This is a genomic window from Erwinia oleae, from assembly GCF_000770305.1.
Taxonomy (GTDB): domain Bacteria; phylum Pseudomonadota; class Gammaproteobacteria; order Enterobacterales; family Enterobacteriaceae; genus Erwinia; species Erwinia oleae.
In genome coordinates, this window is sequence record NZ_JNVB01000073.1 from 1 (window position 1) to 21,477 (window position 21,477).

At 60.2% G+C, this 21,477-nt stretch carries 24 protein-coding genes; 10 read left to right on the top strand and 14 right to left on the bottom strand.

Going from position 1 to position 21,477, the window contains the following annotated elements; all coding sequences use genetic code 11:
- Positions 1–7 precede the first annotated feature (7 nt).
- A complete protein-coding gene (locus GS12_RS18770) occupies positions 8–505 on the bottom strand; it encodes an RcnB family protein (RefSeq protein ID WP_034949613.1) in 498 nt (165 codons plus the stop codon).
- A gap of 126 nt (positions 506–631) precedes the next feature.
- Here GS12_RS18770 and GS12_RS18775 point away from each other — a divergent pair, with 126 nt between their 5' ends.
- The 8 genes from GS12_RS18775 (at position 632) to GS12_RS18810 (ending at position 9,408) form a co-directional block, all read left to right on the top strand.
- A complete protein-coding gene (locus tag GS12_RS18775; protein WP_034949616.1) occupies positions 632–1,186 on the top strand; it encodes a YtfJ family protein in 555 nt (184 codons plus the stop codon).
- A gap of 175 nt (positions 1,187–1,361) precedes the next feature.
- On the top strand, positions 1,362–2,267 hold the full coding sequence (locus tag GS12_RS18780) for a polyprenyl synthetase family protein (protein WP_034949618.1): 906 nt from the start codon (positions 1,362–1,364) through the stop codon (positions 2,265–2,267).
- Between the two features lie 27 nt (positions 2,268–2,294).
- Positions 2,295–3,338 carry a type 2 isopentenyl-diphosphate Delta-isomerase gene (gene fni, locus GS12_RS18785; protein WP_034949620.1) on the top strand — a complete coding sequence of 348 codons (1,044 nt, stop codon included), beginning with the start codon at positions 2,295–2,297 and terminating at the stop codon, positions 3,336–3,338.
- A complete protein-coding gene (locus tag GS12_RS18790) occupies positions 3,335–4,606 on the top strand; it encodes a glycosyltransferase (RefSeq protein WP_034949622.1) in 1,272 nt (423 codons plus the stop codon). Before fni ends, GS12_RS18790 begins: the two co-directional genes overlap by 4 nt.
- Positions 4,603–5,766: a lycopene beta-cyclase CrtY gene (crtY, locus tag GS12_RS18795; RefSeq protein WP_034949624.1), complete on the top strand. Its 1,164-nt coding sequence runs from the start codon at positions 4,603–4,605 to the stop codon at positions 5,764–5,766. The genes GS12_RS18790 and crtY overlap by 4 nt, the downstream gene beginning before the upstream one ends.
- Complete coding sequence (locus GS12_RS18800; protein WP_034949626.1) at positions 5,767–7,245, top strand: phytoene desaturase; 1,479 nt, start codon at positions 5,767–5,769, stop codon at positions 7,243–7,245.
- A complete protein-coding gene (gene crtB / locus GS12_RS18805) occupies positions 7,242–8,165 on the top strand; it encodes a 15-cis-phytoene synthase CrtB (RefSeq protein ID WP_034949628.1) in 924 nt (307 codons plus the stop codon). The genes GS12_RS18800 and crtB overlap by 4 nt, the downstream gene beginning before the upstream one ends.
- Positions 8,166–8,196: 31 nt before the next feature.
- Positions 8,197–9,408, top strand: coding sequence for an MFS transporter (locus tag GS12_RS18810; RefSeq protein ID WP_034949630.1), 1,212 nt, complete (start codon positions 8,197–8,199; stop codon positions 9,406–9,408).
- 13 nt (positions 9,409–9,421) lie between these two features.
- Here GS12_RS18810 and GS12_RS18815 read toward each other — a convergent pair whose 3' ends face one another.
- From GS12_RS18815 to GS12_RS18845, 7 genes are all read right to left on the bottom strand, one after another.
- Positions 9,422–9,928 (bottom strand): sterol desaturase family protein, encoded by a 507-nt coding sequence (locus tag GS12_RS18815; RefSeq protein WP_034949631.1) that lies wholly within the window; start codon positions 9,926–9,928, stop codon positions 9,422–9,424.
- 136 nt (positions 9,929–10,064) lie between these two features.
- A complete protein-coding gene (locus GS12_RS18820; protein WP_034949632.1) occupies positions 10,065–11,159 on the bottom strand; it encodes an alkylhydroperoxidase domain protein in 1,095 nt (364 codons plus the stop codon).
- Positions 11,159–12,163 (bottom strand): putative FMN-dependent luciferase-like monooxygenase, encoded by a 1,005-nt coding sequence (locus tag GS12_RS18825; RefSeq protein ID WP_034949634.1) that lies wholly within the window; start codon positions 12,161–12,163, stop codon positions 11,159–11,161. Before GS12_RS18825 ends, GS12_RS18820 begins: the two co-directional genes overlap by 1 nt.
- Positions 12,163–13,785: a dipeptide ABC transporter ATP-binding protein gene (locus GS12_RS18830; RefSeq protein WP_034949635.1), complete on the bottom strand. Its 1,623-nt coding sequence runs from the start codon at positions 13,783–13,785 to the stop codon at positions 12,163–12,165. The genes GS12_RS18825 and GS12_RS18830 overlap by 1 nt, the downstream gene beginning before the upstream one ends.
- Positions 13,782–14,636 (bottom strand): ABC transporter permease, encoded by an 855-nt coding sequence (locus tag GS12_RS18835; protein ID WP_034949636.1) that lies wholly within the window; start codon positions 14,634–14,636, stop codon positions 13,782–13,784. The genes GS12_RS18830 and GS12_RS18835 overlap by 4 nt, the downstream gene beginning before the upstream one ends.
- Positions 14,633–15,577: an ABC transporter permease gene (locus GS12_RS18840; protein WP_034949639.1), complete on the bottom strand. Its 945-nt coding sequence runs from the start codon at positions 15,575–15,577 to the stop codon at positions 14,633–14,635. Before GS12_RS18840 ends, GS12_RS18835 begins: the two co-directional genes overlap by 4 nt.
- Positions 15,578–15,589: 12 nt before the next feature.
- Entirely contained in the window at positions 15,590–17,215 is a 1,626-nt protein-coding gene (locus GS12_RS18845) for a TIGR04028 family ABC transporter substrate-binding protein (RefSeq protein WP_034949641.1), read from the bottom strand.
- Between the two features lie 205 nt (positions 17,216–17,420).
- On the opposite strand from GS12_RS18845, the gene GS12_RS18850 reads away from it, so the two are divergent.
- Positions 17,421–18,113 (top strand): 2,3-bisphosphoglycerate-dependent phosphoglycerate mutase, encoded by a 693-nt coding sequence (locus GS12_RS18850; protein WP_034949643.1) that lies wholly within the window; start codon positions 17,421–17,423, stop codon positions 18,111–18,113.
- Positions 18,114–18,221: 108 nt separating this feature from the next.
- Complete coding sequence (locus GS12_RS18855) at positions 18,222–18,452, top strand: hypothetical protein (protein WP_152601442.1); 231 nt, start codon at positions 18,222–18,224, stop codon at positions 18,450–18,452.
- A 55-nt stretch (positions 18,453–18,507) separates the two neighbouring features.
- On the opposite strand, the gene GS12_RS23075 is transcribed toward GS12_RS18855, so the two are convergent.
- The 6 genes from GS12_RS23075 to GS12_RS18885 form a co-directional block, all read right to left on the bottom strand.
- Positions 18,508–18,822: a DUF3606 domain-containing protein gene (locus GS12_RS23075; protein ID WP_052118527.1), complete on the bottom strand. Its 315-nt coding sequence runs from the start codon at positions 18,820–18,822 to the stop codon at positions 18,508–18,510.
- Positions 18,823–19,151: 329 nt separating this feature from the next.
- Positions 19,152–19,403, bottom strand: a complete 252-nt coding sequence (locus GS12_RS18865; protein ID WP_034917988.1) for a biofilm/acid-resistance regulator YmgB/AriR — start codon at positions 19,401–19,403, stop codon at positions 19,152–19,154.
- Between the two features lie 141 nt (positions 19,404–19,544).
- Positions 19,545–19,832, bottom strand: coding sequence for a hypothetical protein (locus GS12_RS18870; protein WP_034917990.1), 288 nt, complete (start codon positions 19,830–19,832; stop codon positions 19,545–19,547).
- A 137-nt stretch (positions 19,833–19,969) separates the two neighbouring features.
- Positions 19,970–20,215 (bottom strand): regulatory protein YcgZ, encoded by a 246-nt coding sequence (gene ycgZ, locus GS12_RS18875; protein WP_034917993.1) that lies wholly within the window; start codon positions 20,213–20,215, stop codon positions 19,970–19,972.
- Between the two features lie 147 nt (positions 20,216–20,362).
- A complete protein-coding gene (locus GS12_RS23080) occupies positions 20,363–20,833 on the bottom strand; it encodes a hypothetical protein (protein ID WP_052118528.1) in 471 nt (156 codons plus the stop codon).
- Positions 20,834–20,989: 156 nt separating this feature from the next.
- Positions 20,990–21,477: ArsB/NhaD family transporter (locus GS12_RS18885; RefSeq protein ID WP_034949647.1), on the bottom strand; the 488-nt coding region annotated here is incomplete at its 5' end.

Genomic DNA, 21,477 nt, shown 5'->3' on the forward strand with positions numbered 1-21,477 from the left:
CTCACCGTTAACGGTAGATAATATCGCCGGAAAGCACCTTAACGATTTTACCTTCCGCATCGGTGATCAGCACATAGTCGCCGCCCATATACGTCCAGTGGCTGCCCGGCTCTGGCGCCGTCAGCTTTCTTTTTTGCCATTCAGAAATTTTGTACTTCGGCACGCGATAGGTATCGGGCACCACGTCGCCAATCTGGAAATGCTTAAAGTCGGCGTAGAAAGAGGTTTTATCGTAGGTTTTCTTGCCCGGCACGGCGGGCGCGGTTTCACCGTCAGGGTTAGACGCAGAAGGCTGCTGCCCCTGCGGCGCCGGGCTCTCCTGCCCTTCCCCGCTCACCTGCGGCTGGCTCTGCTGTTCGCCTGCGGCCGGCGCCGGCTGCTCAGGCGTCGCCGACTGGATTTGCGGCGCCGGCACGGCCTGTTCGCCCTCGGCCCATGCCGCTCCCATCACGGGTAAAGCGCCCAACAAAAGTGCTGAAAAAACGGCGACCGTTGACTTACTCATGATTTCTCCAATAATTTTTATCTGTCCGGCAGCTAACTTATCAACTTTTTACGATTATCTGCGGATTTTATTTCACTGCAAGGCTTCTCTGAGACATTTCTGCCGACGCCTGCCTATGGAGAGACAATGACACCCCGCTTCTGCCTGTTCGCCGCGCTTTGTTTCATGCCGCTTTGTACGCAGGCGCACAGCTTTGTGTCAGGCCAGCGCGTTCCACCCACCGGCGTCACGGATACCGGCGAGCTGATTTTTAACGGCAATACGCTAACGTCGCGCCCCTGGAACAGCGCGCAGCTACGCGGAAAAGTTCGGGTTTTGCTGCATCTTGCCGGGCGTCTTTCGGCGAAAGAGGAGAACAGCGCGGTCGCGGAGGCGATTCAGGCGGCGAAATTCCCTGCCGATGGTTACCAAACCACGCTGATCGTTAATACCGACGACGCCATTCCTGGCAGCGCGATGTTTGTTCGCGCCAGTTTGAAATCCAGCAAGCAGTCGTCGCCGTGGTCGCAGTTTATTATTGATGACAGCGGGATAGTCCGCAGCGCCTGGCAGCTTAAGGAGCGCGGCTCGACGGTGGTGGTGCTGGATCGCGAAGGCCGTGTCCGCTTCGCCAAAGACGGCGCGCTGACAGAGGCCGAGGTTCATGAGGTTATTGCTTTGATTAACACGCTGCTGCGGTAAGGGTTTTCACTATCCTGCTGAATACGCGCCAGCTTTTTTGCCGGGCGCAGGCGCAATTCTCCGACAATATTCTACGCTTAATGGATGCTGTTCCACGAACCTGCGGGTTCGTCCTGACAAAAGCGGCATCGCTAATTCACCGCTCATTCATCCTGCATAAATAATAAGAGTGATCATGATCGTCAACGCCGAAAAATCCGTTAACCCGGAAAGCGACCTGCTGGCCTTGCGCGAGGCGCTACATCAGCGGCTCGACCAGCTTCTGCCCGTGGTTGATGAGCAGGATCGGGTAAGCGCCGCGATGCGTGCCGGTACGCTGGCGCCCGGCAGACGCATTCGTCCACTGCTGCTGCTGCTGGCCGCTCACGATCTGGGTTGTGATCGGCATCACCCTGGTCTGCTGGACTTCGCCTGTGCGATAGAGATGATCCACGCCGCCTCGTTAATGCTTGATGACATTCCGTGCATGGATAATGCGCTGCTGCGGCGCGGCAGACCGACCATTCATCGCCAGTTTGGACAGCATGTGACCATCCTCGCCGCCGTGGCGCTGCTCAGCAACGCCTTTGGCCTGGTGGCCAGCGCCAGAGATTTGCCGACAGGCTGTCGGGCGCAGGCGGTGGCGGAACTTTCCGGCGCGGTCGGGCTACAGGGGCTGGTACAGGGACAGTTTCAGGATCTCAGTGAGGGCCACGCGCCGCGCAGTTCGGAAGACATTGCCAGAACCAACGATCTCAAAACCAGCATGCTGTTCGACGCCGCACTGCAAATGGCGGCGCTGGCCGCCGGCGCATCGCCGGAAGTGCGTCAAAAACTGCGCTGCTTCGCGCAGGATTTGGGCCAGGCGTTTCAGCTGCTGGATGACCTGGCGGACAGCCACGCCAGCACCGGCAAAGACGCCAATCAGGACGAGGGCAAATCAACGCTGGTGGCGCTGCTGGGTGCGGAAGCGGTGCAACAGCGTCTCCGATCACATCTGCACAGCGCCGACCAGCATGTCACCCTGGCCTGCCGCCACGGCGCGGCGACCCGCCATTTTATGCACAGCTGGTTTGAGTCGCAGCTGGCCGCGTTCGGTTGATAACCTGTTAAACCTACCGGAGAGTCAATGAAGGACGCGGAGCTGATTCAGCGTAAGAACGATCACCTTGATATCGTGCTCAACCCGACGCGCGCGGTCAGCCGCGCCCGTAACGGATTTCAGCACTGGCGCTTTGAGCACTGTGCGCTGCCTGAACTGAACTTTAACGACATCGATCTCAGCACCTCGCTGTTTGGTCGTCCGCTGAAAGCGCCGCTGTTGATAAGCTCAATGACCGGCGGCGCGCAGCGTGCCGCGAATATCAACCTGCATCTGGCGGCTGCGGCCCAAAGGCTGGGGCTGGCGATGGGCGTCGGTTCGCAGCGGGTGGCGCTGGAAAGCAAAGTGAATGACGGACTGACTCGCCAACTGCGTGATATCGCGCCGGACGTGCCGCTGCTGGCTAACCTCGGCGCGGCGCAGATCGGCAGCCCGCACGGCCTCGACTATGCGCGCCGCGCCGTAGAGATGATTGACGCCGATGCATTAATAGTGCATCTCAACCCGCTTCAGGAAGCGCTTCAAAACGGCGGCGACCGCGACTGGCGCGGCATTCTTTCCGCTATTGCGCTGTTGGTTAAGCAGCTTAGCGTGCCGGTGGTGGTGAAAGAGGTGGGCGCCGGGCTGTCGGTGCCGGTTTCCCGTCAGCTGGCGGATGCGGGCGTCGCCATGCTCGACGTGGCAGGCGCAGGCGGCACCAGCTGGGCCGCGGTGGAGGGCGAACGCGCCATCGATCCGCGCGCGCGCGCTGTGGCGATGGCGTTTGCCGACTGGGGCATTCCGACGGCCGACGCGCTGTCCGCGATACGTCAGGCGCTGCCCGAGGTGCCGCTGATCGCCTCCGGCGGCATCGTAAACGGCATCGACGTGGCGAAGGCGCTGGCGCTGGGTGCGGATCTGGCCGGGCTGGCGGCGGCGGTGCTGCCGAGCGCCAGCGCGTCTGAAGAGGCGGTAACAGCGTGTTTCCAGACGCTTATCGATCAGTTACGCACCGCCTGCTTCTGTACCGGCAGCGCGGATCTCGCCGCGCTGCGCCATGCGACGCTGCAACCCACGCGAGGCGAAGCGTGAGCCACTATGCGCTGATCGCGCCGCCGCTGTTCAGCCATCAGCGCGCGATGGAAGCGCTGGCGCTGACGCTGATCGCGCGCGGCCACCGCATCACCTTTATTCATCAGGCCGATGCGCAAAGCGGCCTGCGCGACCCGCGCATTGCTTTTCATGCCGTAGGCGCAACCTCGCACCCGCCCGGTTCGCTGGCTCGCACGCTGGCGCTTGCCGCCAGTCCCGGCGGCTTTTCCCTGTTCCGGCTGATTGATGACATGGCGCGCACCAGCGACATGCTGTGCCGTGAACTGCCTGCCGCGCTGAACAGACTGGCCGTGGACGGAATGATTGTCGATCAGATGGAGCCGGCGGGCGGGCTGGTCGCCGATGCGCTGGGCCTCCCTTTCGTCTCGGTTGCCTGCGCGCTGCCGGTCAACCGAGAACCGGGACTGCCGCTGCCGGTGATGCCGTTCAGCTATGACACCGGCGACCGTGCGCGGCAGCTTTATGCCTCCAGCCAGCGCGTCTATGACTGGATGATGCGCGGGCAGCGCCGGGTGCTCAACCGGCACGCGCGCGGTTTCGGGCTGGCCCCGCGCGACGGGCTGCACGACTGTCTGTCGCCGCTGGCGCAGATCAGCCAGACCATTCCGGCGCTAGACTTCCCCCGGCGCGAGCAGCATCTCCACCACGTCGGCCCGCTACGTCGGGCAGGCAGCGCCAGCGACGCCCGCTGGCCGGTCGACTCATCGCGCCCGTTTGTGTTCGCCTCGCTCGGCACCTTGCAGGGGCATCGCTTTAAACTGTTTAAAACCATCGCCCATGCCTGCCGCCGCCTGGATCTTCAGTTGCTGATTGCCCACTGCGGCGGGCTTGATGCCGCGCAGGCCGACAGCCTGCACGCCAGCGGCGCGCGGTGGGTGACCGACTTCGCTGACCAGCCGGCGGTGCTGGCGCAGGCGCAGGCGGTGATCACGCACGGCGGGCTGAATACCGTTACCGACGCCATCGCCCATCAAACGCCGATCCTCGCCCTGCCCATCGCCTTTGATCAACCCGGCGTGGCGGCGCGCGTGGCCTGGAGTGGTCTGGGCCGACGCGTCTCGCGGTTTTGCAGCAGCGATACGCTGGCGCACGCGCTGGACGCCTTGCTCCACGATCGGCGCTGCCGTGAGCGCCTGGCGGACGCCCGGACGCAGCTTGCGCAGGCAGGCGGCGCGGCGCGGGCTGCCGACATTACCGAACGGGCATTGAGCACGACGACGTCGCCGCTGGCGGAGGCGACGCCGTGACAAAGTGGGATCTGATCCTCGCAGGGGGCGGACTGGCCAACGGGCTGATTGCGCTGCGCCTGCGCCAGCTTCGCCCGGAACTGAACGTGCTGCTGCTGGAGAGCGGTTCACGCCCCGGCGGTAATCACACGTGGTCGTTTCATCAGCACGATCTGCCGCCGGCGCGACACGCCTGGCTCGATCCGCTGGTGGCGCACCGTTGGGACGGCTACGACGTGCGCTTCCCGCAGCTGCGCCGCACGCTGCCGGGCGGCTATCTCTCGGTCACCGCCGAACGCTTCGCGGACGCGATCGAGCAGGCGCTGGGCGAACACCTGCTGACCCAACGCGATATCGTCGGGGTGACACCGCAGCATGTGCACCTGGCGGATGGCACCGTTTTCTCCGCCGGGGCGGTGATCGACGGGCGCGGCTGGCTGCCCGACGCGCACCTGACCGTCGGCTGGCAGGCGTTTCTTGGTCAGCAGTGGCGGCTGGCGGCACCGCACGGGCTGACGCGGCCGATCCTGATGGATGCCACCGTCGACCAGCAGCAGGGTTATCGCTTCGTCTATACGCTGCCGCTCTCGGCGGATACGCTGCTGATTGAGGATACGCACTACATCGACAGCGCGGCGCTGGACAGCCATGAAACGCGCACGCGTATTGCCGACTATGCCGCCGCACAGGGCTGGTCATTGCAGACGCTTGAGCGTGAGGAACAGGGCAGCCTGCCAATTACGCTGGCCGGGCGCCCTGACGCTTTCTGGCGGCAACGCGCAGGCCAGCCGTGCAGCGGGCTGCGCGCCGCGCTGTTTCATCCGACGACCGGCTACTCGCTGCCGCTGGCGGCGCGGCTGGCTGATCATATCGCCGGGCTGCCTTCGCTCACCCATGATGCGCTGTTTACGGCGATCCAGCGCTTTGCCACCGGACAGTGGCGGCGGCAGCGCTTCTTTCGACTGTTGAACCGCATGCTGTTTCTGGCCGGGCAGCCATCGCGGCGCTGGCAGGTAATGCAGCGCTTTTACCGGCTTGACGACAAACTGATCGCCCGTTTTTATGCCGGCGATCCCACGTTTTTTGATATGGCACGCGTGCTGACGGGTAAGCCGCCGGTTCCGGTTGGCGAAGCCCTGCGCGCGGTGCTTAAACACACTCCCCGGCTGCGAGCCTTTTAAATGAACAGAACAATTGTTATCGGCGCCGGTTTCGGCGGACTGGCGCTGGCTATCCGGCTTCAGGCGGCGGGCATTCCCACGCTGCTGCTTGAGGCGCGCGATAAACCCGGCGGGCGCGCGTACGTTTATCAGGAGCAGGGCTTCACCTTTGATGCCGGGCCGACGGTGATCACCGATCCCACCGCCATTGAAGAGCTGTTCACCCTGGCGGGCAAACGCATGGCCGACTACGTTGAGCTGCTGCCGGTGAAGCCGTTTTACCGCCTCTGCTGGGAGTCGGGCAAGGTGCTTGACTATGATAACGACCAGCCACAGCTTGAAGCGCAAATCAGACAGTTCAACCCGCGCGATGTGGCGGGCTATCAGCGCTTTCTCGACTATTCCCGGGCGGGATTTAAAGAGGGTTATCTGAAGCTCGGCACGGTGCCGTTTCTCTCCTTTCGCGACATGCTGCGCGCCGGGCCGCAGCTTGCCCGACTTCAGGCATGGCGAAGCGTCTATAGCATGGTGTCGAAATTTATCGAAGAAGAGCACCTGCGTCAGGCCTTCTCATTTCACTCGCTGCTGGTGGGCGGTAATCCGTTCTCCACCTCGTCCATTTATACGCTGATCCACGCGCTGGAGCGTGAATGGGGCGTCTGGTTTCCACGCGGCGGCACCGGCGCGCTGGTGCAGGGCATGGTGAAGCTGTTTGAGGATCTGGGCGGCAAAATTGAACTGAACGCCAGCGTCGCCCGTATGGAAACCACGGGCGACCGGATCAGCGCCGTTCATCTGACGGACGGTCGTCATATCGATACGCCCGCCGTTGCGTCTAATGCGGATGTGGTGCACACCTACGATAAGCTGCTCGGCCATCACCCGCGCGGCGCAGCGCAGGGCGCGTCGCTGAAGCGTAAAAGAATGAGTAACTCGTTGTTTGTGCTCTACTTCGGCCTGAATCATCATCACAGTCAGCTCGCGCACCATACGGTCTGCTTTGGCGCGCGCTACAAGGCGCTGATTGATGACATTTTTAACAGCAACGTGCTGGCTGACGATTTTTCGCTCTATCTGCATTCGCCCTGCGTGACCGATCCCTCGCTGGCGCCGCCGGGCTGCGGCAGCTATTACGTGCTGGCGCCGGTACCGCATCTGGGCACGGCCGATATCGACTGGGATCGCGAAGGCCCGCGCCTGCGCGATCGCATCTTTGATTATCTGGAGGCGCGCTATATGCCCGGCCTGCGCAGCCAGCTGGTCACTCATCGCATGTTTACGCCGTTTGATTTCCGCGACGAGCTGGGCGCGCATCATGGCTCGGCCTTTTCCATTGAGCCGATCCTGCGCCAGAGCGCCTGGTTTCGCCCGCACAACCGCGACGCGCAGATCAGCAATCTCTATCTGGTTGGCGCAGGCACCCATCCGGGCGCGGGCATCCCTGGCGTTATCGGCTCGGCCAAAGCCACCGCCGGACTGATGCTGGAGGATCTGGCATGAATCAGCCGCTGATGGATCACGCCACGCAGACCATGGCGGCGGGATCAAAAAGCTTTAATACCGCCGCAAAGCTTTTTGACGCGCAGACGCGGCGCAGCGCGCTGATGCTCTATGCCTGGTGCCGCCACTGTGACGATGTGATCGACGGCCAGGCGCTGGGTTTTGCCGCCGACGCGCAGCCCGGCTCGCCCGTGCAGCGGCTGGCTGCGCTGCGCACGCAGACCGAACGCGCCTTCAAGGGCGAGCCAATGGCTGAACCGGCCTTCGCGGCGTTTCAGGAGGTGGCGCTGGCTCATGCCATTCCGGCGCAGCAGGCGTTCGATCATCTGGAGGGCTATGCGATGGACGTGCGCAATGAATCCTATTTCACCCTCGACGATACGTTGCGCTACTGCTATCACGTGGCCGGCGTGGTCGGGCTGATGATGGCGCAGGTGATGGGCGTTCGCGATGGCGCGGTACTGGATCGCGCCTGCGATTTGGGGCTGGCGTTTCAGCTGACGAATATCGCGCGCGATATTGTTGAGGACGCCGAAGCCGGGCGCTGCTATCTGCCAGAGCAGTGGCTGGGTGAAGCGGGTCTGGACCGGGGAAATTATGCGGCGCCGCCGCACCGTGCCGCGCTGGCGCAGGTGGCGGCGCGGCTTCTCCGCGAGGCCGAACCCTATTATCATTCTGCGCAGGCGGGGCTGGCGGATTTGCCGCTGCGTTCTGCGTGGGCTATTGCCACGGCGCGCGGCGTCTATCGTGAAATCGGCGTCAAGGTTCATCACGCCGGGGAAAACGCCTGGGCCCGCCGCCAGGGAACCAGTAAGTCGGAGAAACTGCTGCTGCTGATGCGCGGCGCGGGTCAGGCCGTGACCTCACGGATGGCGAGGACGCCGCCGCGCCCTGCCACGCTCTGGCAGCGTCCACGTTAAAAAAACAGCTTCGATCACACCACCGGAAAATATTTTGCAAAAAAACACGAAAGAAACCGTGAACGATAATGTCGTTCGCTGGGCGCTGCTGGCGCTGGCCTTAGGGGGATTTGGCATCGGCACGGGGGAGTTTATCATGATGGGTTTGCTCCCGGATGTGTCGCGCTCGTTGTCCATCACCGAGCCAGAAGCGGGCAACGCTATTGCGAGCTATGCCCTGGGCGTGGTGGTCGGCGCGCCGGTGATTGCGGTGCTGGCCGCGCGGATGGCGCGTAAAACCCTGCTGCTGACGCTCATGGCCCTATTCAGCGCAGGCAACGTCGCCAGCGCGCTCGTCAACAGTTACCCCGGCCTGATTGTTGCGCGCTTTCTGACCGGCCTGCCGCACGGCGCCTATTTCGGCGTGGCAGCGCTCGCGGCGGCCTCGCTGGTGCCCACAGAAAAACGCGGGCGGGCGCTGGCGTCGCTGATGCTGGGTTTAACCATCGCTACCCTGATTGGCGTGCCCTTCGGCTCGTGGATTGGTCAACTGTTTAACTGGCATGTGGTGTTTGCCTTCGTGGGCGCCATCGGCCTGCTGACCTGTCTGCTCATTATCCGTTTTGTTCCTCACGCGCCAGGCAATCCCGACGCCCATCCATTACGTGAACTGAGCGCGCTCAAAAATCCTCAGGTCATGTTGACGCTGTTAGTGGGCGCGGTGGGCTTTGGCGGTATGTTTGCCATATTCAGCTACATTGCGCCGACGTTGATGAACGTTGCCGGCATGTCCGCCCGCCTTATTCCGTGGGCGATGGCGGCATTTGGTCTGGGCATGATTGTCGGCAATCTGGTGGGCGGACGTCTCGCTGACGGCCGGGTGCTGCGCGTTATTGGCGGCACTTTGCTGTGGAACGTGCTGGTGATGGCCCTCTTCCCGCTGCTGGCGCAGCAGGTATCCACAGGGTTACTGGCTACGTTTCTTCTCGGCACATCGTCAGTGTTACTCCCTTCGCTGCAAATTCGCCTGATGGACGTTGCTGACGATGCGCAAACCCTGGCCGCCGCCATGAACCACTCCGCGCTGAACATTGCGAATGCCATGGGCGCCTGGCTGGGAGGCGTGGCGGTTACGCTGGGCTTTGGCTGGATTGCGACCGCGTGGGTTGGCGTCATACTGGGCATGGCGGGCCTGCTGGTCTTCGCCATTACCGCGCGCCACGCAGGTCGCCAAAAAGAGTACCACCGCAAGCAGGCGCATTAGGCCCGGCAGCGCGTTAATGCGCCTGCCGGTCTGAAGCGGCTGCTTTACCCGGACGGCCGTGGCGCTCACGCAGCGTTTTTTGCAGCTTCGCTACCGGCGGCGCGTAGAGAAAGCCGAAGGAGACGCAGCCCTCTTTACCGCGCACCGCATGATGCAGGCGATGCGCCATATACAGGCGTTTCAGGTAGCCACGGCGGGGAATATAGCGAAACGGCCAGCGCTGATGCACCAGCCCGTCGTGCACCATAAAGTAGAGCGCGCCGTAGGCCGTCATTCCGGCTCCGATCCACTGCAACGGCCAGGCGCCTTCGGTGCCAAACCAGATTAGCGCAATCGCCAGCACCGCAAACACCGCCGCATAAAGGTCATTGACCTCCAGCGCGCCGTGCCGTGGTTCGTGGTGCGAACGGTGCCAGCCCCATCCCCACCCGTGCATCAGATACTTATGCGCCAGCGCCGCAATAATTTCCATGCCGATAATGGTCATCAGTACGATGAGCGCGTTGTAAAATATAAGCATTATCATCCGCCTTATGAGAGAGCATTAAGCTTAGCGCAGATTCAGCGAAGTTCCGGTTTACAGAACCCACGGACGCGGCGCCAGCCTCTCTGGCGGTTGATATCGCCTGCTTCACGATACGGACGACGAACGAGCGTTAACCGCGCTCAAACGGTTCGCCCAGCGTGAGCATCAGCCGGTTGGCCCAGGCGAAGAACGCTGCCGACTGGATCAGATCCAGTAAATCAAGCGTTTCCAGCCCTTCAGCCCGCAGATCGCTAACCTGCTTTTGCGTCGGCGCGGGCGGCGTGACTGACAGCGAGGCGGCCAGGGCGATCACCGCCGTCCAACGCGGCGACTGGTGCTGCGATAGCGAGGCGCCGGGCTGGACGTTGAGCAGATTCTCTATTGCCGTCTCGTTTTTCGACAGCTGGCCCGCTTTACGGGCGTGTACCGACGCGCAGTAGATGCAGCCGTTCACTTTACTGGCAACCGTCGCCGCCAGCTCGCGTTCGGCGCGCGGCAGCCCGCCCGTGGTGTAAAAAATGCCCTTGTCGGTCAGCGTGCGCTGTTCCAGCAACGGCAGATTGCGCCCGAGCAGGCGGAAATAGTCAGAATCCGTATGACCGAAACGCGCCAGCGTCGCCTGTTCGTCTGTCGAAAACGCCGCCAGCGGTTTTGCTGTCAGCCAGGGTTCCCAGCCAAGCTCCTCGCGGGTGAATCTCACCGGCGCGGTTTTGCCCTCTGCGGTTTGCGGCGCGGTGTGCCAGCGGCCCGCCGTGGCCTCCGGCGCGCGGCCGTCGGCGTCGTTCCCCTGTAACAGGCGCAGTCCCGCCAGCAGGCGGCTCTGGAAGCTGACAAAGGCCACCAGTTGCGCCAGCGTCACCACGCCGCGCTCGCTCCAGCCCGCCTCACGAAGCCGCCCGATCGCTTCAGGCGTCGCCGCGACCGGTTCAAAGGTCAGGAGATGGGCAAACGCCTGCGCCGCCTCGCTGCGCGGTGAGGCGCTCACCGGCTGCGCATGATGGGCATAGTGCGAATGTAACGCGGGCTGACCGTGCCATTCCGCCACCTTCGCCGCCAGCGCGATACGCTCGCTCAGCGGAAAGTCGTCATCGTCCTGACCAAACAGCACGTCATGGCTGCCCTGAGCGTGTCGGGTCGCGGCGTCACGCGTTGCGCGCGCCCTGGCCAGTTCCGAAGCGGGATCGATATCCGCCAGTTCAGCCAGTAAATCCGTCGGGTAAGTCATTATGATCTCCTGTTAATGGATCGCAGCACCGGCGCAATCTTTTCGCCGATCAGTTCGATGGAACGGAGCGTCTCTTCATGGGAGGGCTCGACGGAGTGCACCTGGAAAGAGATTTCGGTCACGCGTTGCAGCACGCTGTCCCGCGCCAGCGAGGCTTTTACCTGCTCCGCATCGCCAACGTGGGCATCGAACTGGCCAAACAGCTCGTCCAGCGTTTCGCCGCGCAGTTCATGGCCCGACGCGCGATACTGCGCCGCCTGCTGACGCAGCCCAGGCTCCGCCACGCGCCGCGCATACGCATCCGAATCCGCCACGAAGGCGGTACGCGAAGCGAGCACGCGGGGTTCCACGCCCTTCGGCAGCGCCGCCAGATAAGCATCAATCAGGGGATTCTGGATGGCGTCCAGCGGCAGTTCGGGCCGCCCCGGCGGTCGCGGCTGGGTGCGCGACAGCATCAATCCGTGCCCTGCCTGACCGGCCCGCGCCGCGCCCTCCGCTGAAAAGGTGGCGATCCACACCCGCTGCGCCAGCGTCGGCGCGGCGGGGTAAAGATGGTTATCGGGATGGGCCAGCGAATCACCGCGCCAGGCGCTGAGCAGCGTATGCAGATTGTCAGCGAACGCCTCTGCACGCCGCTCAAAGGTGAGCCCGAAGGGCAAAAACGAGGTGGGCGTGCCGCCGGAACCCAGCCCTATCTCCAGCCGTCCGTCAGCCAGCAGATCCAGTACCGCCGCATCCTCCGCCACGCGCAGCGCATTTTCCATCGGCAGCGTAATGATCGCCGTGCCGAGCCGGATGCGTGAAGTCAGCGCTGCCACGTGGGCAAGCAGCAGCAGCGGTGAAGGCAGACCGCCTTCATGCTCATGAAAGTGATGTTGGGCAATCCAGGCCGTATCAAAACCCAGCCGCTCCGCATGCTGGATCTGTTCAGTTGCCAGCCGGTAGCGCGCCTGCGCCGGCACTTTTTCCAGCAGTCGGGTAAAAAAACCGATGCGTGTGGTCATCAGGCTGTCTCCTGTATGGGCAGCGAAAATTCAGGGATCGCGGCGATCAGTTCGCGGGTGTAGGGCTGCTGCGGCGCCGCGAACAGCGTCGCAACATCGCCCTGCTCCACGACTTCCCCGGCGCGCAGTACCGTCACGCTGTCGGCAATCTGCCTGACCGTCGCCAGGTCGTGCGTGATAAACAGATAGGTCAGCCCCAATTCCTGTTGCAGCTGTTGCAGCAGCGAGAGGATCTGCGCCTGCACCGTGACGTCGAGCGCTGAGGTCGCCTCATCCAGCACCAGAACCGACGGCGCCAGGATCAGCGCCCGTGCCAGCGCCACGCGCTGCCGTTGCCCGCCGGAGAGTTCGCGCGCGCTGCGCGCAAGAATATCCAGGGGCAGCGCAACGCGACGCGTGACCGCCTCAACTCGCGAGCGCCGTTCGGCGGCGTTAATGCGTTCGAAGTTGCGTAGCGGTTCTTCGATGATTTCGTACAGCGTCTGACGCGGATCGAGCGAGGCGAAAGGATTCTGATAAACAAACTGAATTCGGCGACGCAGCTGCCGCTGCGCCTCGCCGCGCAGGCCGCTGATGTGCTGGCCATTGAACGTTACGCTGCCGCTGTCGGCCTGCTCAAATCCCACCAGAATACGCGCGAGAGTTGTTTTGCCGGAGCCGGATTCGCCCACCAGGGCATGCGTGGTGGCCCGCCGCAAATCAAAGCTGACACCGTTGAGCGCCTGAAAGCGCGCACGTTTACCCAGGGTAAACTGCTTACTGATGTCGCGCACCTGAATGATCGGCGGATCGTCGCGCCCGCTGCGTAAGGCTTCGCCCCTGCGCGGCCGCGGTGCAGCATCCTGCAAAAGCTGACGGGTGTAGGCGTGCTGCGGCACGCCGATCACCTGCGCGGTCGCACCCGCTTCCTGAATTTCGCCGTGGCGAAAAACGATGATCCGGTCCGCGCGCCCGGCGGCCAGCGCCAGATCGTGCGTGACAAACAGTACCGCCGTGCCGCTTTCGCGGCGCAGCGTATCAAGTTGATCGAGAATACGCTTCTGCACCGTGACGTCCAGCGCCGAGGTTGGCTCGTCGGCAATAATAATATCGGGCTGTAACGCAAGGGCGATGGCGATCAGCACGCGCTGCTTCATGCCGCCGGAAAGCTGGTGCGGATATTGATCAACACGCTGTTCGGGATGACTGAGTCCTACACGCGTCAGCAGCACCACCACGCGCTCGCGCCGCGTCTGCGAGTTGAGCCGCGTGTGCAGGCGTAACACCTCCCCAACCTGCGCGCCGATCGTTTTTACCGGATTGAGTGAGTTTCCCGGATCCTGCGGCACCAGACTGATACGCGCGCCGCGGAGCGCGTCAAGACGCTTCTGCGACCAGTCGGCAATATCGCTGCCGTTGAGCAGAATACTTCCGCCATCGCGGCGGCCATTCTCCGCCAGCAGGCCGATAATCGCCTGTGCCACGGTGGTTTTACCCGATCCGGATTCGCCGACCAGCGCCACCATTTCTCCCGCCCGCAGTGTAAAACTGACGTTATGCACCACCTGGCGCCACGCCTGTCCGCTGCGATAGCTCAGGCTGAGATTTTTCACCGCCAGTAGCGGTTCAGCAGATTCGCTCATGGGCGGCCTCCTGACAGTTGATAACTGATACGGTTGGCAGCCAGCACCACCGCGATCACCACCACGCCAGGAAAGGTGGTCAGCCACCAGGCCGTGGAGAGATAGTTGCGTCCCTCGGCGATCAGCAGCCCCCACTCCGGCGTTGGCGGCGGCGTGCCGTAGCCGAGAAAGCTCAGCGTGGAGAGCGCCAGGATCGCCTGGCCAAACTGCAAAGCGGCAAAGGCAATCACCGGCGGGATGATATTGGGCAGAATATGGCGACGCAGCACGGCAAAGAAGGTGCCGCCGCTGCCGAACGCGGCCTCCACGTAGTCGCTACGGCGAATGCGCACCGCCTCGCCCCGCGTGAGGCGCGCAAAGCTGGCGACGGAGGCGATGCCGACCGCCAGCGCGGCATTCAGCGTCCCGAAGCCCAGCAGGATCAGCATGCTGAGTGACAAAAGCAGCGACGGAATAGCCAGCAGCACGTCCACGGCACGCATAATCAGCGTCTCCGTTCTGCCGCCCAGCGCACCGGCCAGCAGGCCGAATGCCGTGCCGATAATCAGCCCCATCGTCACCGCCGCCAGCGCGGCGGACAACGAGTGGGATGCGCCGAATACAATGCGGGCGAACAGATCGCGTCCCAGCTGATCGGTGCCCAGCCAGTGGCCCGCCTGCGGCGCAAGCCGCTGCGCGCCGGCGGTGCCTTCCGTCGCGCTGTAATCGGTAAACAGCCAGGGCGCAATGGCCGCCGCCGCGGCGACGATAATGACCAGCCAGGCAAGCCACAGTCCCGGTTGTATACGCCGGAACCGGGTGCGTGAGGCGGGCGACGTGCGTCGGGCCGCGGCATAATCGACAAGACTCACAGGCTTCCTCCGGTAACATGTTGCAGGCGCGGGTCGAACAGCGGCATCAGCAGATCGACCAGCAGGTTGATCAGCACAAAGCCCAGCGCGGAGATCATCACCACCGCCTGAAGCACCGCCACGTCCTGGTTATTCACCGCCTGCTGCGTCAGTTGCCCCAGGCCGCCAAGGCCGAATACCGTTTCGGTAATCAGCGCACCGGCGATCAGTTCGCCCAACAGCAGGCCGGCAATGGTCAGCACCGGCAGCATGGCATTGCGCAGCACGTGCCGCCAGAGCACGCGGGTTTCGCTTGCGCCTTTGGCGCGGGCGACAACCACAAAGGGCTGTGTCACCACCTGGTCAATGCTGCGCAGCAGGATCTGTGCCAGCGGCGCACTGATGGGGATCGCTACGGTCACCACCGGTAGGATCATGCCCTGCCAGGGCGAAGGATTGATCACCGGGATCCAGCGCAGTTGAAAAGAGAAGATCTGGATCAGCGCGATGCCGAGCCAGAAGGTCGGAATTGAGATAAACAGGGCGGGTGCCGACTGTAGCAGAGAACGCAGCGGGCGCAGCGCGGGCAAACGAGCGAGCGACGCCAGCGTAAATGCCAGCGCCGTTGCCAGCACAAAGCCGAACAGCGCCAGAAGCAGCGTGCCCGGCAGATTGCTTTTTAACTGTTCGCTGACCGGCACGCCCGCCTGCACCGAATAGCCGAAATCGCCCTTAAGCATCGCTCCCAGCGTGTGGACGTACTGCCGCCAGAGCGGGCTGTCCGCGCCGTAACTCTGGCGCATTTCGGCAATTTGCTGCGGGCTGAGCCCGAGGTCGGGGTTCTGAAATTTGATCAGCACCGCGTCGCCGGGCAGCACCTGAAGAAGTACAAAAGAGAGCGTAAACGCGGCCCACAGCACCAGCAGGCCTGTGCCGGTGCGATGCAGCAGATAATCTCGCATGGCGTACCTCGCTTACTCTTTAGCCAGCCAGGCGCTGTAGAACGAAGGCCGCCCTACGGCTTCGAAAGCGATGCCCTTCAACCGCGGCGATCCGGCAAACACCTGCGGCTCCTCGAAGATCGGGATCACGTAGGCGTTATCCAGCAGGTAGCGCTGCGCGTCACCGGTGAGCTTAAGCCGTTTTTCCGGATTCACTTCAGCGGAGATGTCCACCAGCAACGTGTTCAGCTTGTCGTCACGGAAGTTTTTAACCTTGTCGCTTGAGCCGCCTTTTTGCAGCAGCGCGTCGCGGTTGGAGGGATGAAACATGCTCTTCACCACGTCAGGATCGGCGCGGCCCACTTCGGAAACGGTTAGCGGCGTTTTTAGCGGATCGAGGTTATTTAGCGTCTTACTGCCTGCGTCGCCGGCCTGCACCGTCAACGCCACGCCCGCCTGGCGCCACTGCTGCGCAACAAGCTGTAATACCTCTTTATTTTGCGGCTGCGGCAGCGATTCATAAACCGTCAGCGCCAGACGCTGTCCCTCTTTTTGGCGGATACCGTCCGCGCCCGGTTTCCAGCCCGCCTCGTCCAGCAGCTTTTTAGCCTGTTGCGGATCGTATTTCAGTTTGTCGGCAAGATTGACATAGCCCGCCGCGCTGGCGGCGATCACCGAGGTCGCGGGTGGATAATTGGACGAGAACAGCGTCTCCACCACCTGCCGCGCATCGGTGGCGTGCAGCAGCGCCTGGCGCACGCGCAGATCGCTTACCAGCGGATTATCAGGACGGAAGCTGATACTGTCATTTACGCCGCGCGTCGGCGCCGCATAAATGGGAAAGTGTTGTTCCTTCGCCTGTTTCTCGTCATAGGCCTGAACCTGACGAATAAAATCCGCCTGACCCGCCAGCAGCGCGCCAATACGCACGCTGTCTTCCGGCGTCACGATCACCTTAATGGCATCCAGATTCGCTCTGCCCTGCTGTTGAAGATTTTTCGGCCCCCAGCGATAGTCTTTACGAACCGTCAGATCCACTTCGCGTCCCAGTTTTTCATCGCTGACCACAAATGGGCCCGAACCAATAATATGACGGGCGTCACCCAGCTGGTCGAAGCTCCGCGCCAGCGTACTGAGAGACACCAGCCCGGAACCAATCGTCGCAGTGCCCTGAAGAAAGCCCGGTGACGGCTTTTTAAAAATGAACTTCACCGTGAGCGGGTCGATAACTTCACTGCGCTGATAATTGTTAATCACTTCCGACACCGGCAGACGCTGCGCTTTATTGCCCAGCCCGTAAGTATCGAAGTTTTTGGCAACCGCGTTGGCATCCAGCGGCGTACCGTCGGAGAAGGTCACGCCAGGACGAATTTTAAAGGTGTATTCGGTTTTATCAGCATTGGTGGACCAGCTTTCAGCAATCCACGGTTCAACCTGCAATGTTTCCGGGTTTTGCCAGGTCAGCTTATCGGTAATCTGATTCAGTATGCCGCCGTTGGGGTAAAAACCACCCGCAGGCGGATAGAGATTGGTGTGCGCCTGTTGCTCAAGGTAGACCAGCGTTCCGCCCTGCAACGGCGTCTGTGCGGCATGCACCGCGCCTGCAAATAAAAGTAAGGCCAGCGCGCGCGGCAGTGGCGAAAAGTGAAATCGCGTCATAATAGTGAATTCCCTGTAATTAAATGGCACCTCTGGCGGAATTCATCATTGAATGAAGGAGCAGGGCAGGAGAAGTAAAGAATTACGGAAAGCTTATCTGAAAAAGATAAATGCAGTGCCCGACGAGCCGCCGCCATCAGCTATGATTGGTGTGCGCTTATCTCCCCGATTGCCTGATACAGGTCGCGACTCTCCGGAAAGGATTATGACGAACTCAACGCTGATACTGCTTCGCCACGGCGAAAGCCTGTGGAATCATGAAAACCGCTTTACCGGCTGGACGGACGTGCCGCTGACGCCAGCGGGCAGGCAGGAAGCGAATCGGGCGGGCGTGTTATTAAGAGAAGCGGGTATTTTTCCGGATTTTGCCTGTAGTTCGGTGCTGACGCGCACCATTCATACGCTTTGGACAGTGCTGGATCAGATCGACCGGGCGTGGATACCGGCGGAGATGAGCTGGCGGTTGAACGAGCGTCATTACGGCGCGCTTCAGGGGTTAAACAAGGCAGAAACGACCCTGCGGTTAGGTGAAGAGCGCGTCCGGACATGGCGCAAAACCTTTACGGGCGTGCCGCCTGCGGACGTGGACGCCCCCGCACGGCTTCAGCAGACCGCACGCTACCGAAACATTGCGCTGGCCGATTTACCCACCGCTGAAAGCCTGGCGATGACCATCGAACGCGTTCTGGTTTACTGGCAGCAGGGGGTTGTTCCGCATCTCCTCGCGGGCAAAACGGTGCTGGTGGTTTCGCACAAAAACGCCCTGCGCGCCCTGATTAAATTCCTCAACGGGCTGGATGACGAGGCGGTCACTCACCTTCGGGTACCGACCGGCGTTCCTCTGGTTTATCAAATGGATCCCTCCCTGACGGTTCTGACCCAGCGCGTGTTGACCTGAACAGACACCTTTAACGATGCTGATTTCACTGGATAACGCCGTTTCCGGTTCATACCGGCAATAAACGGAGCAGATGCGATCTGAATTTTGAAATGGTAAACTGTATGTATGTCCAGATTACAGGGGGCAATTTTGCATAGCGATGACGATTCAAATAACATGGTTGAAATCCACGCGGTCATTGGCCGCGCAGTGGCAGCACTGCTGGAAAGCGGCCAGTCACCCCATATCCAGAATCTTATTACCATGCTCCAGGTGCATGGTGCTCAGGCCATGGATAAGAGCCAAAAAGAGATCTTCTTGCTGGCGAAGCGGTTTATAACAGAAAAAATGCATTAATCCGTCCGTGTTCCCTGTTGCCTCCTGCTTTCCATAAAACGCCTGCCAGCTTCAGTCAATCCTCTGTTCCGCTGCTGGTGGCGGCAACCTGGCGCTGCTTTTTCGGGCGTCCCGGCGCGCGCTTTTCGCAGGAAATAATCGCGCCGTGCTGATAGACGCACTGCGGCGCATTAAGCGCCTTGCGCATTGCCGGATGCGTTTTCAACCATCTGTGCACCTCAGCCTTATTTGAACCCACATTCACGATTGCCTGCCGCAGGCGCTCCTGCGTAACATTCAGTTTTTGCGTCCAGTAGGTAATTTGCCACTGCTCCTGAATTTCCACATTTTCCGTGTTCTCCGGTTCGCGCCGGTGAAAGTAGTGCCGCACAACTCTTCTCCCATAGTGGTCTGATGAGTTGCTATTTTAGCGGAAAATCCTGCTTTTCCATAAGAGAAACAAATGAGAGAAGCTAATAATAACCCCATGATTTTTAACAAAATAAAAGGGTTAATCTCATTTTTCGGGAGATATTCATCTTAAAAAAAATGATAAAAAGCGAGAAAAGATGAAAAGTTTCATTTAAAGCCTGGCTTAACACTCTTTAAACTAAATTTACATTTTTATGACTTGAATAGCGCGGTGCCGTGAATATCGCCACGGCACGGGCGGGAATTTTTTTGTGGTTCACGCTGACAGGGGGGAAACGACAGCTTCGCTCAGATACCGATATCGTCAGGTGTGCGCCCGACAACAATTTCCAGGGTTTTACGGTAGATATCCAGTTCAACGATGTCGGACGTGTGCTCCAGCTTGTCGATGAGACTTAAAATAATCGCTTTGTTAGTGACCTGCCTTTTTGCCATCAAAATCTCTTTGATGACAGCGCCAAGAACCTCACTTTCTGGAGCCAGTACGTCTCCGGCCTGGTGGAAATAACTCAGGATCGCGGTTTCTGCCGATTGTTGCATCGTGTTAGCCTCTGGTGGGATACGCTGCTGTAAAGTTATCCCATAATAAATTGTTAAATGAGATCAATGCTGGTTCCGTCGGTTAAGGACTGACCGTTAAGCGCACAACACTGCCCCGAAGCGGCAAGGAGGCCTGTGCATTTAATGTTTTTTAGTGTCGTCCGACGGGCCATCGTTATTAAAAATATGTCTGACATTATCGCGATCGCGAACTTCATGCGTGGTACGGGTATTGTTTTTACTTTCCCGCACTTCGTTAATGGCACGTTTACAGGCGCGCTTTTTTATTTCGTCCTGCTCAACGTCAATCATTGTCCGCAGTTGGTCGATGAGCGCCGCATTGGTGACCGGGCCACCGCCGTGCAGCAGCGCCAGAACCGCTTCGCCCAGCATGATATCCGTCAGTTTGTCTTCTTCATTTTTGTACATACCCGTTTCTCTGCCTCAGTTAAGCATCCATACGTTGGGAAGGACAGCAGCAGGCCACTCCCATGGTTTGCAGACTGTTTCAGTCAGGTAAAACGGGCTTGCGAACAACCGTGATCCATACATACAAACCGTACCAGTTATTCTCCGCGTTCAAACAGCAAGCCGATCAGTGCCTGATAGTGCTTTTCCTGCTCCGGGCTCTCCGCCTGCTCAAGGCGACGCAGTAAGCGTGTGCAGATTGCCTTACGGCTTAGCGAGCGGCCGGAACCCAGTACTTCTACAACGATTTGCCCCAGCGTTTCCTGCTGTGATGGCAAGGAGGCTTTATTGAAATAACGCGCAATGTCGTTTTCTGAATGTGGAGCTAATCCATTTTGATACACAGGGCGCCTCCAAAAAGAGTAGATGTTTGCGTAAAATAGCGTGTGATGCGCGTAAGTTATACAAACAAGAAAAATCTGTACAGAAATACTGGAGAACTTAGCGCGCTTTTTTTGTGCAAAAAGTGCTAATCTTTTATAAACAATAAGTTAAATGAGGCCGGAAAAATCTTGTCTGTTTCCAGTTCTATGGCGCGGGAACATGAGAATTAAAGCCGGAGATTTCGTGAAAAAAATTATTACAATCAATTGATTGTGCGCCACCCTCCCTGACAGCGCAATGTAAAACGCCCTATCTGCCCGACTAACTTTTTGAAGAACGATGTTTTTGCGAGTCGGAAAAGTGTATGGCCGACGTTGCTTCATGCTGTTCGCCAGAATCTTGTACAGATACAGGCCAGCCTGCGCGGTGGGATGACAAATTGCCTGCTGCCTGTAGCGTTTTAGCCACTGGCGCACCTGCTCGATTTGTCTGACCCGTTCCTTATCACTTTCCCCATCAGCCATCTTCTGCAACGCGTCGGACAGTGCCTGCGGCGTTATTTCTTCCCTGTTGAAGATAAGGCTGATAGTCGCTTCACCAATCAGAATATGCCCTTTTTCTTCATCAGAAATAAACAAATCAAACCTCCCGTTCAGGTCTCAAATGTAAGTTGTGTCTGGCGGGTTAATTATAATAAAACCTGTACACATAGCAAAAAACTGATTTTCTCAGTCTTATACCCGATATAAGGTCATGCCCGGCCGGAAAAAAATCATACTTCCCGACTAAACAAATCAGTAATGGAATGAAAGGCGCAGCGCCAGGGCCGCCAGAGTGATAAACAACACGGGCAGCGTCATGACCACGCCAACGCGGAAATAGTATCCCCAGCTTATTTTAAGGTTTTTTTGCGCGAGCACATGCAGCCAGAGCAGCGTGGCGAGGCTGCCTATTGGCGTGATTTTCGGGCCCAGATCGCAGCCAATAACGTTGGCGTAGATCATCGCCTGTTTAATCACGCCGGTAGCCGAACTGCCTTCTACGGAGAGCGCGCCCACCAGAACGCTCGGCAGGTTATTCATCACCGACGAAAGAAACGCCGTCAGAAAGCCCGTTCCCAGCGTGGCTGTCCACAGCCCCTTTCCGGCAAAGTAGTCCAGCAGGCGCGACAGCGCATCCGTCAGACCGGCATTGCGCAGGCCATAAACCACCAGGTACATGCCCAGCGAAAAGATAACAATCTGCCAGGGCGCGTGGCGCAGGACGCTGCCGGTATTAATGG

Excerpts from the sequence above, each read along its gene's own strand:
- GS12_RS18800 (WP_034949626.1), top strand. The coding sequence starts at position 5,767 with ATGAACAGAACAATTGTTATCGGCGCCGGTTTCGGCGGACTGGCGCTG.
- fni (WP_034949620.1), top strand. The coding sequence starts at position 2,295 with ATGAAGGACGCGGAGCTGATTCAGCGTAAGAACGATCACCTTGATATC.
- GS12_RS18845 (WP_034949641.1), bottom strand. The coding sequence starts at position 17,215 with ATGACGCGATTTCACTTTTCGCCACTGCCGCGCGCGCTGGCCTTACTT.
- GS12_RS18820 (WP_034949632.1), bottom strand. The coding sequence starts at position 11,159 with ATGACTTACCCGACGGATTTACTGGCTGAACTGGCGGATATCGATCCC.
- GS12_RS18770 (WP_034949613.1), bottom strand. The coding sequence starts at position 505 with ATGAGTAAGTCAACGGTCGCCGTTTTTTCAGCACTTTTGTTGGGCGCT.
- GS12_RS18830 (WP_034949635.1), bottom strand. The coding sequence starts at position 13,785 with ATGAGCGAATCTGCTGAACCGCTACTGGCGGTGAAAAATCTCAGCCTG.
- GS12_RS18865 (WP_034917988.1), bottom strand. The coding sequence starts at position 19,403 with ATGCAACAATCGGCAGAAACCGCGATCCTGAGTTATTTCCACCAGGCC.
- GS12_RS18850 (WP_034949643.1), top strand. The coding sequence starts at position 17,421 with ATGACGAACTCAACGCTGATACTGCTTCGCCACGGCGAAAGCCTGTGG.
- GS12_RS18775 (WP_034949616.1), top strand. The coding sequence starts at position 632 with ATGACACCCCGCTTCTGCCTGTTCGCCGCGCTTTGTTTCATGCCGCTT.
- crtB (WP_034949628.1), top strand. The coding sequence starts at position 7,242 with ATGAATCAGCCGCTGATGGATCACGCCACGCAGACCATGGCGGCGGGA.
- GS12_RS18840 (WP_034949639.1), bottom strand. The coding sequence starts at position 15,577 with ATGCGAGATTATCTGCTGCATCGCACCGGCACAGGCCTGCTGGTGCTG.
- GS12_RS18855 (WP_152601442.1), top strand. The coding sequence starts at position 18,222 with ATGTCCAGATTACAGGGGGCAATTTTGCATAGCGATGACGATTCAAAT.
- GS12_RS18815 (WP_034949631.1), bottom strand. The coding sequence starts at position 9,928 with ATGCTTATATTTTACAACGCGCTCATCGTACTGATGACCATTATCGGC.
- GS12_RS18825 (WP_034949634.1), bottom strand. The coding sequence starts at position 12,163 with ATGACCACACGCATCGGTTTTTTTACCCGACTGCTGGAAAAAGTGCCG.
- GS12_RS18780 (WP_034949618.1), top strand. The coding sequence starts at position 1,362 with ATGATCGTCAACGCCGAAAAATCCGTTAACCCGGAAAGCGACCTGCTG.
- GS12_RS18870 (WP_034917990.1), bottom strand. The coding sequence starts at position 19,832 with ATGTACAAAAATGAAGAAGACAAACTGACGGATATCATGCTGGGCGAA.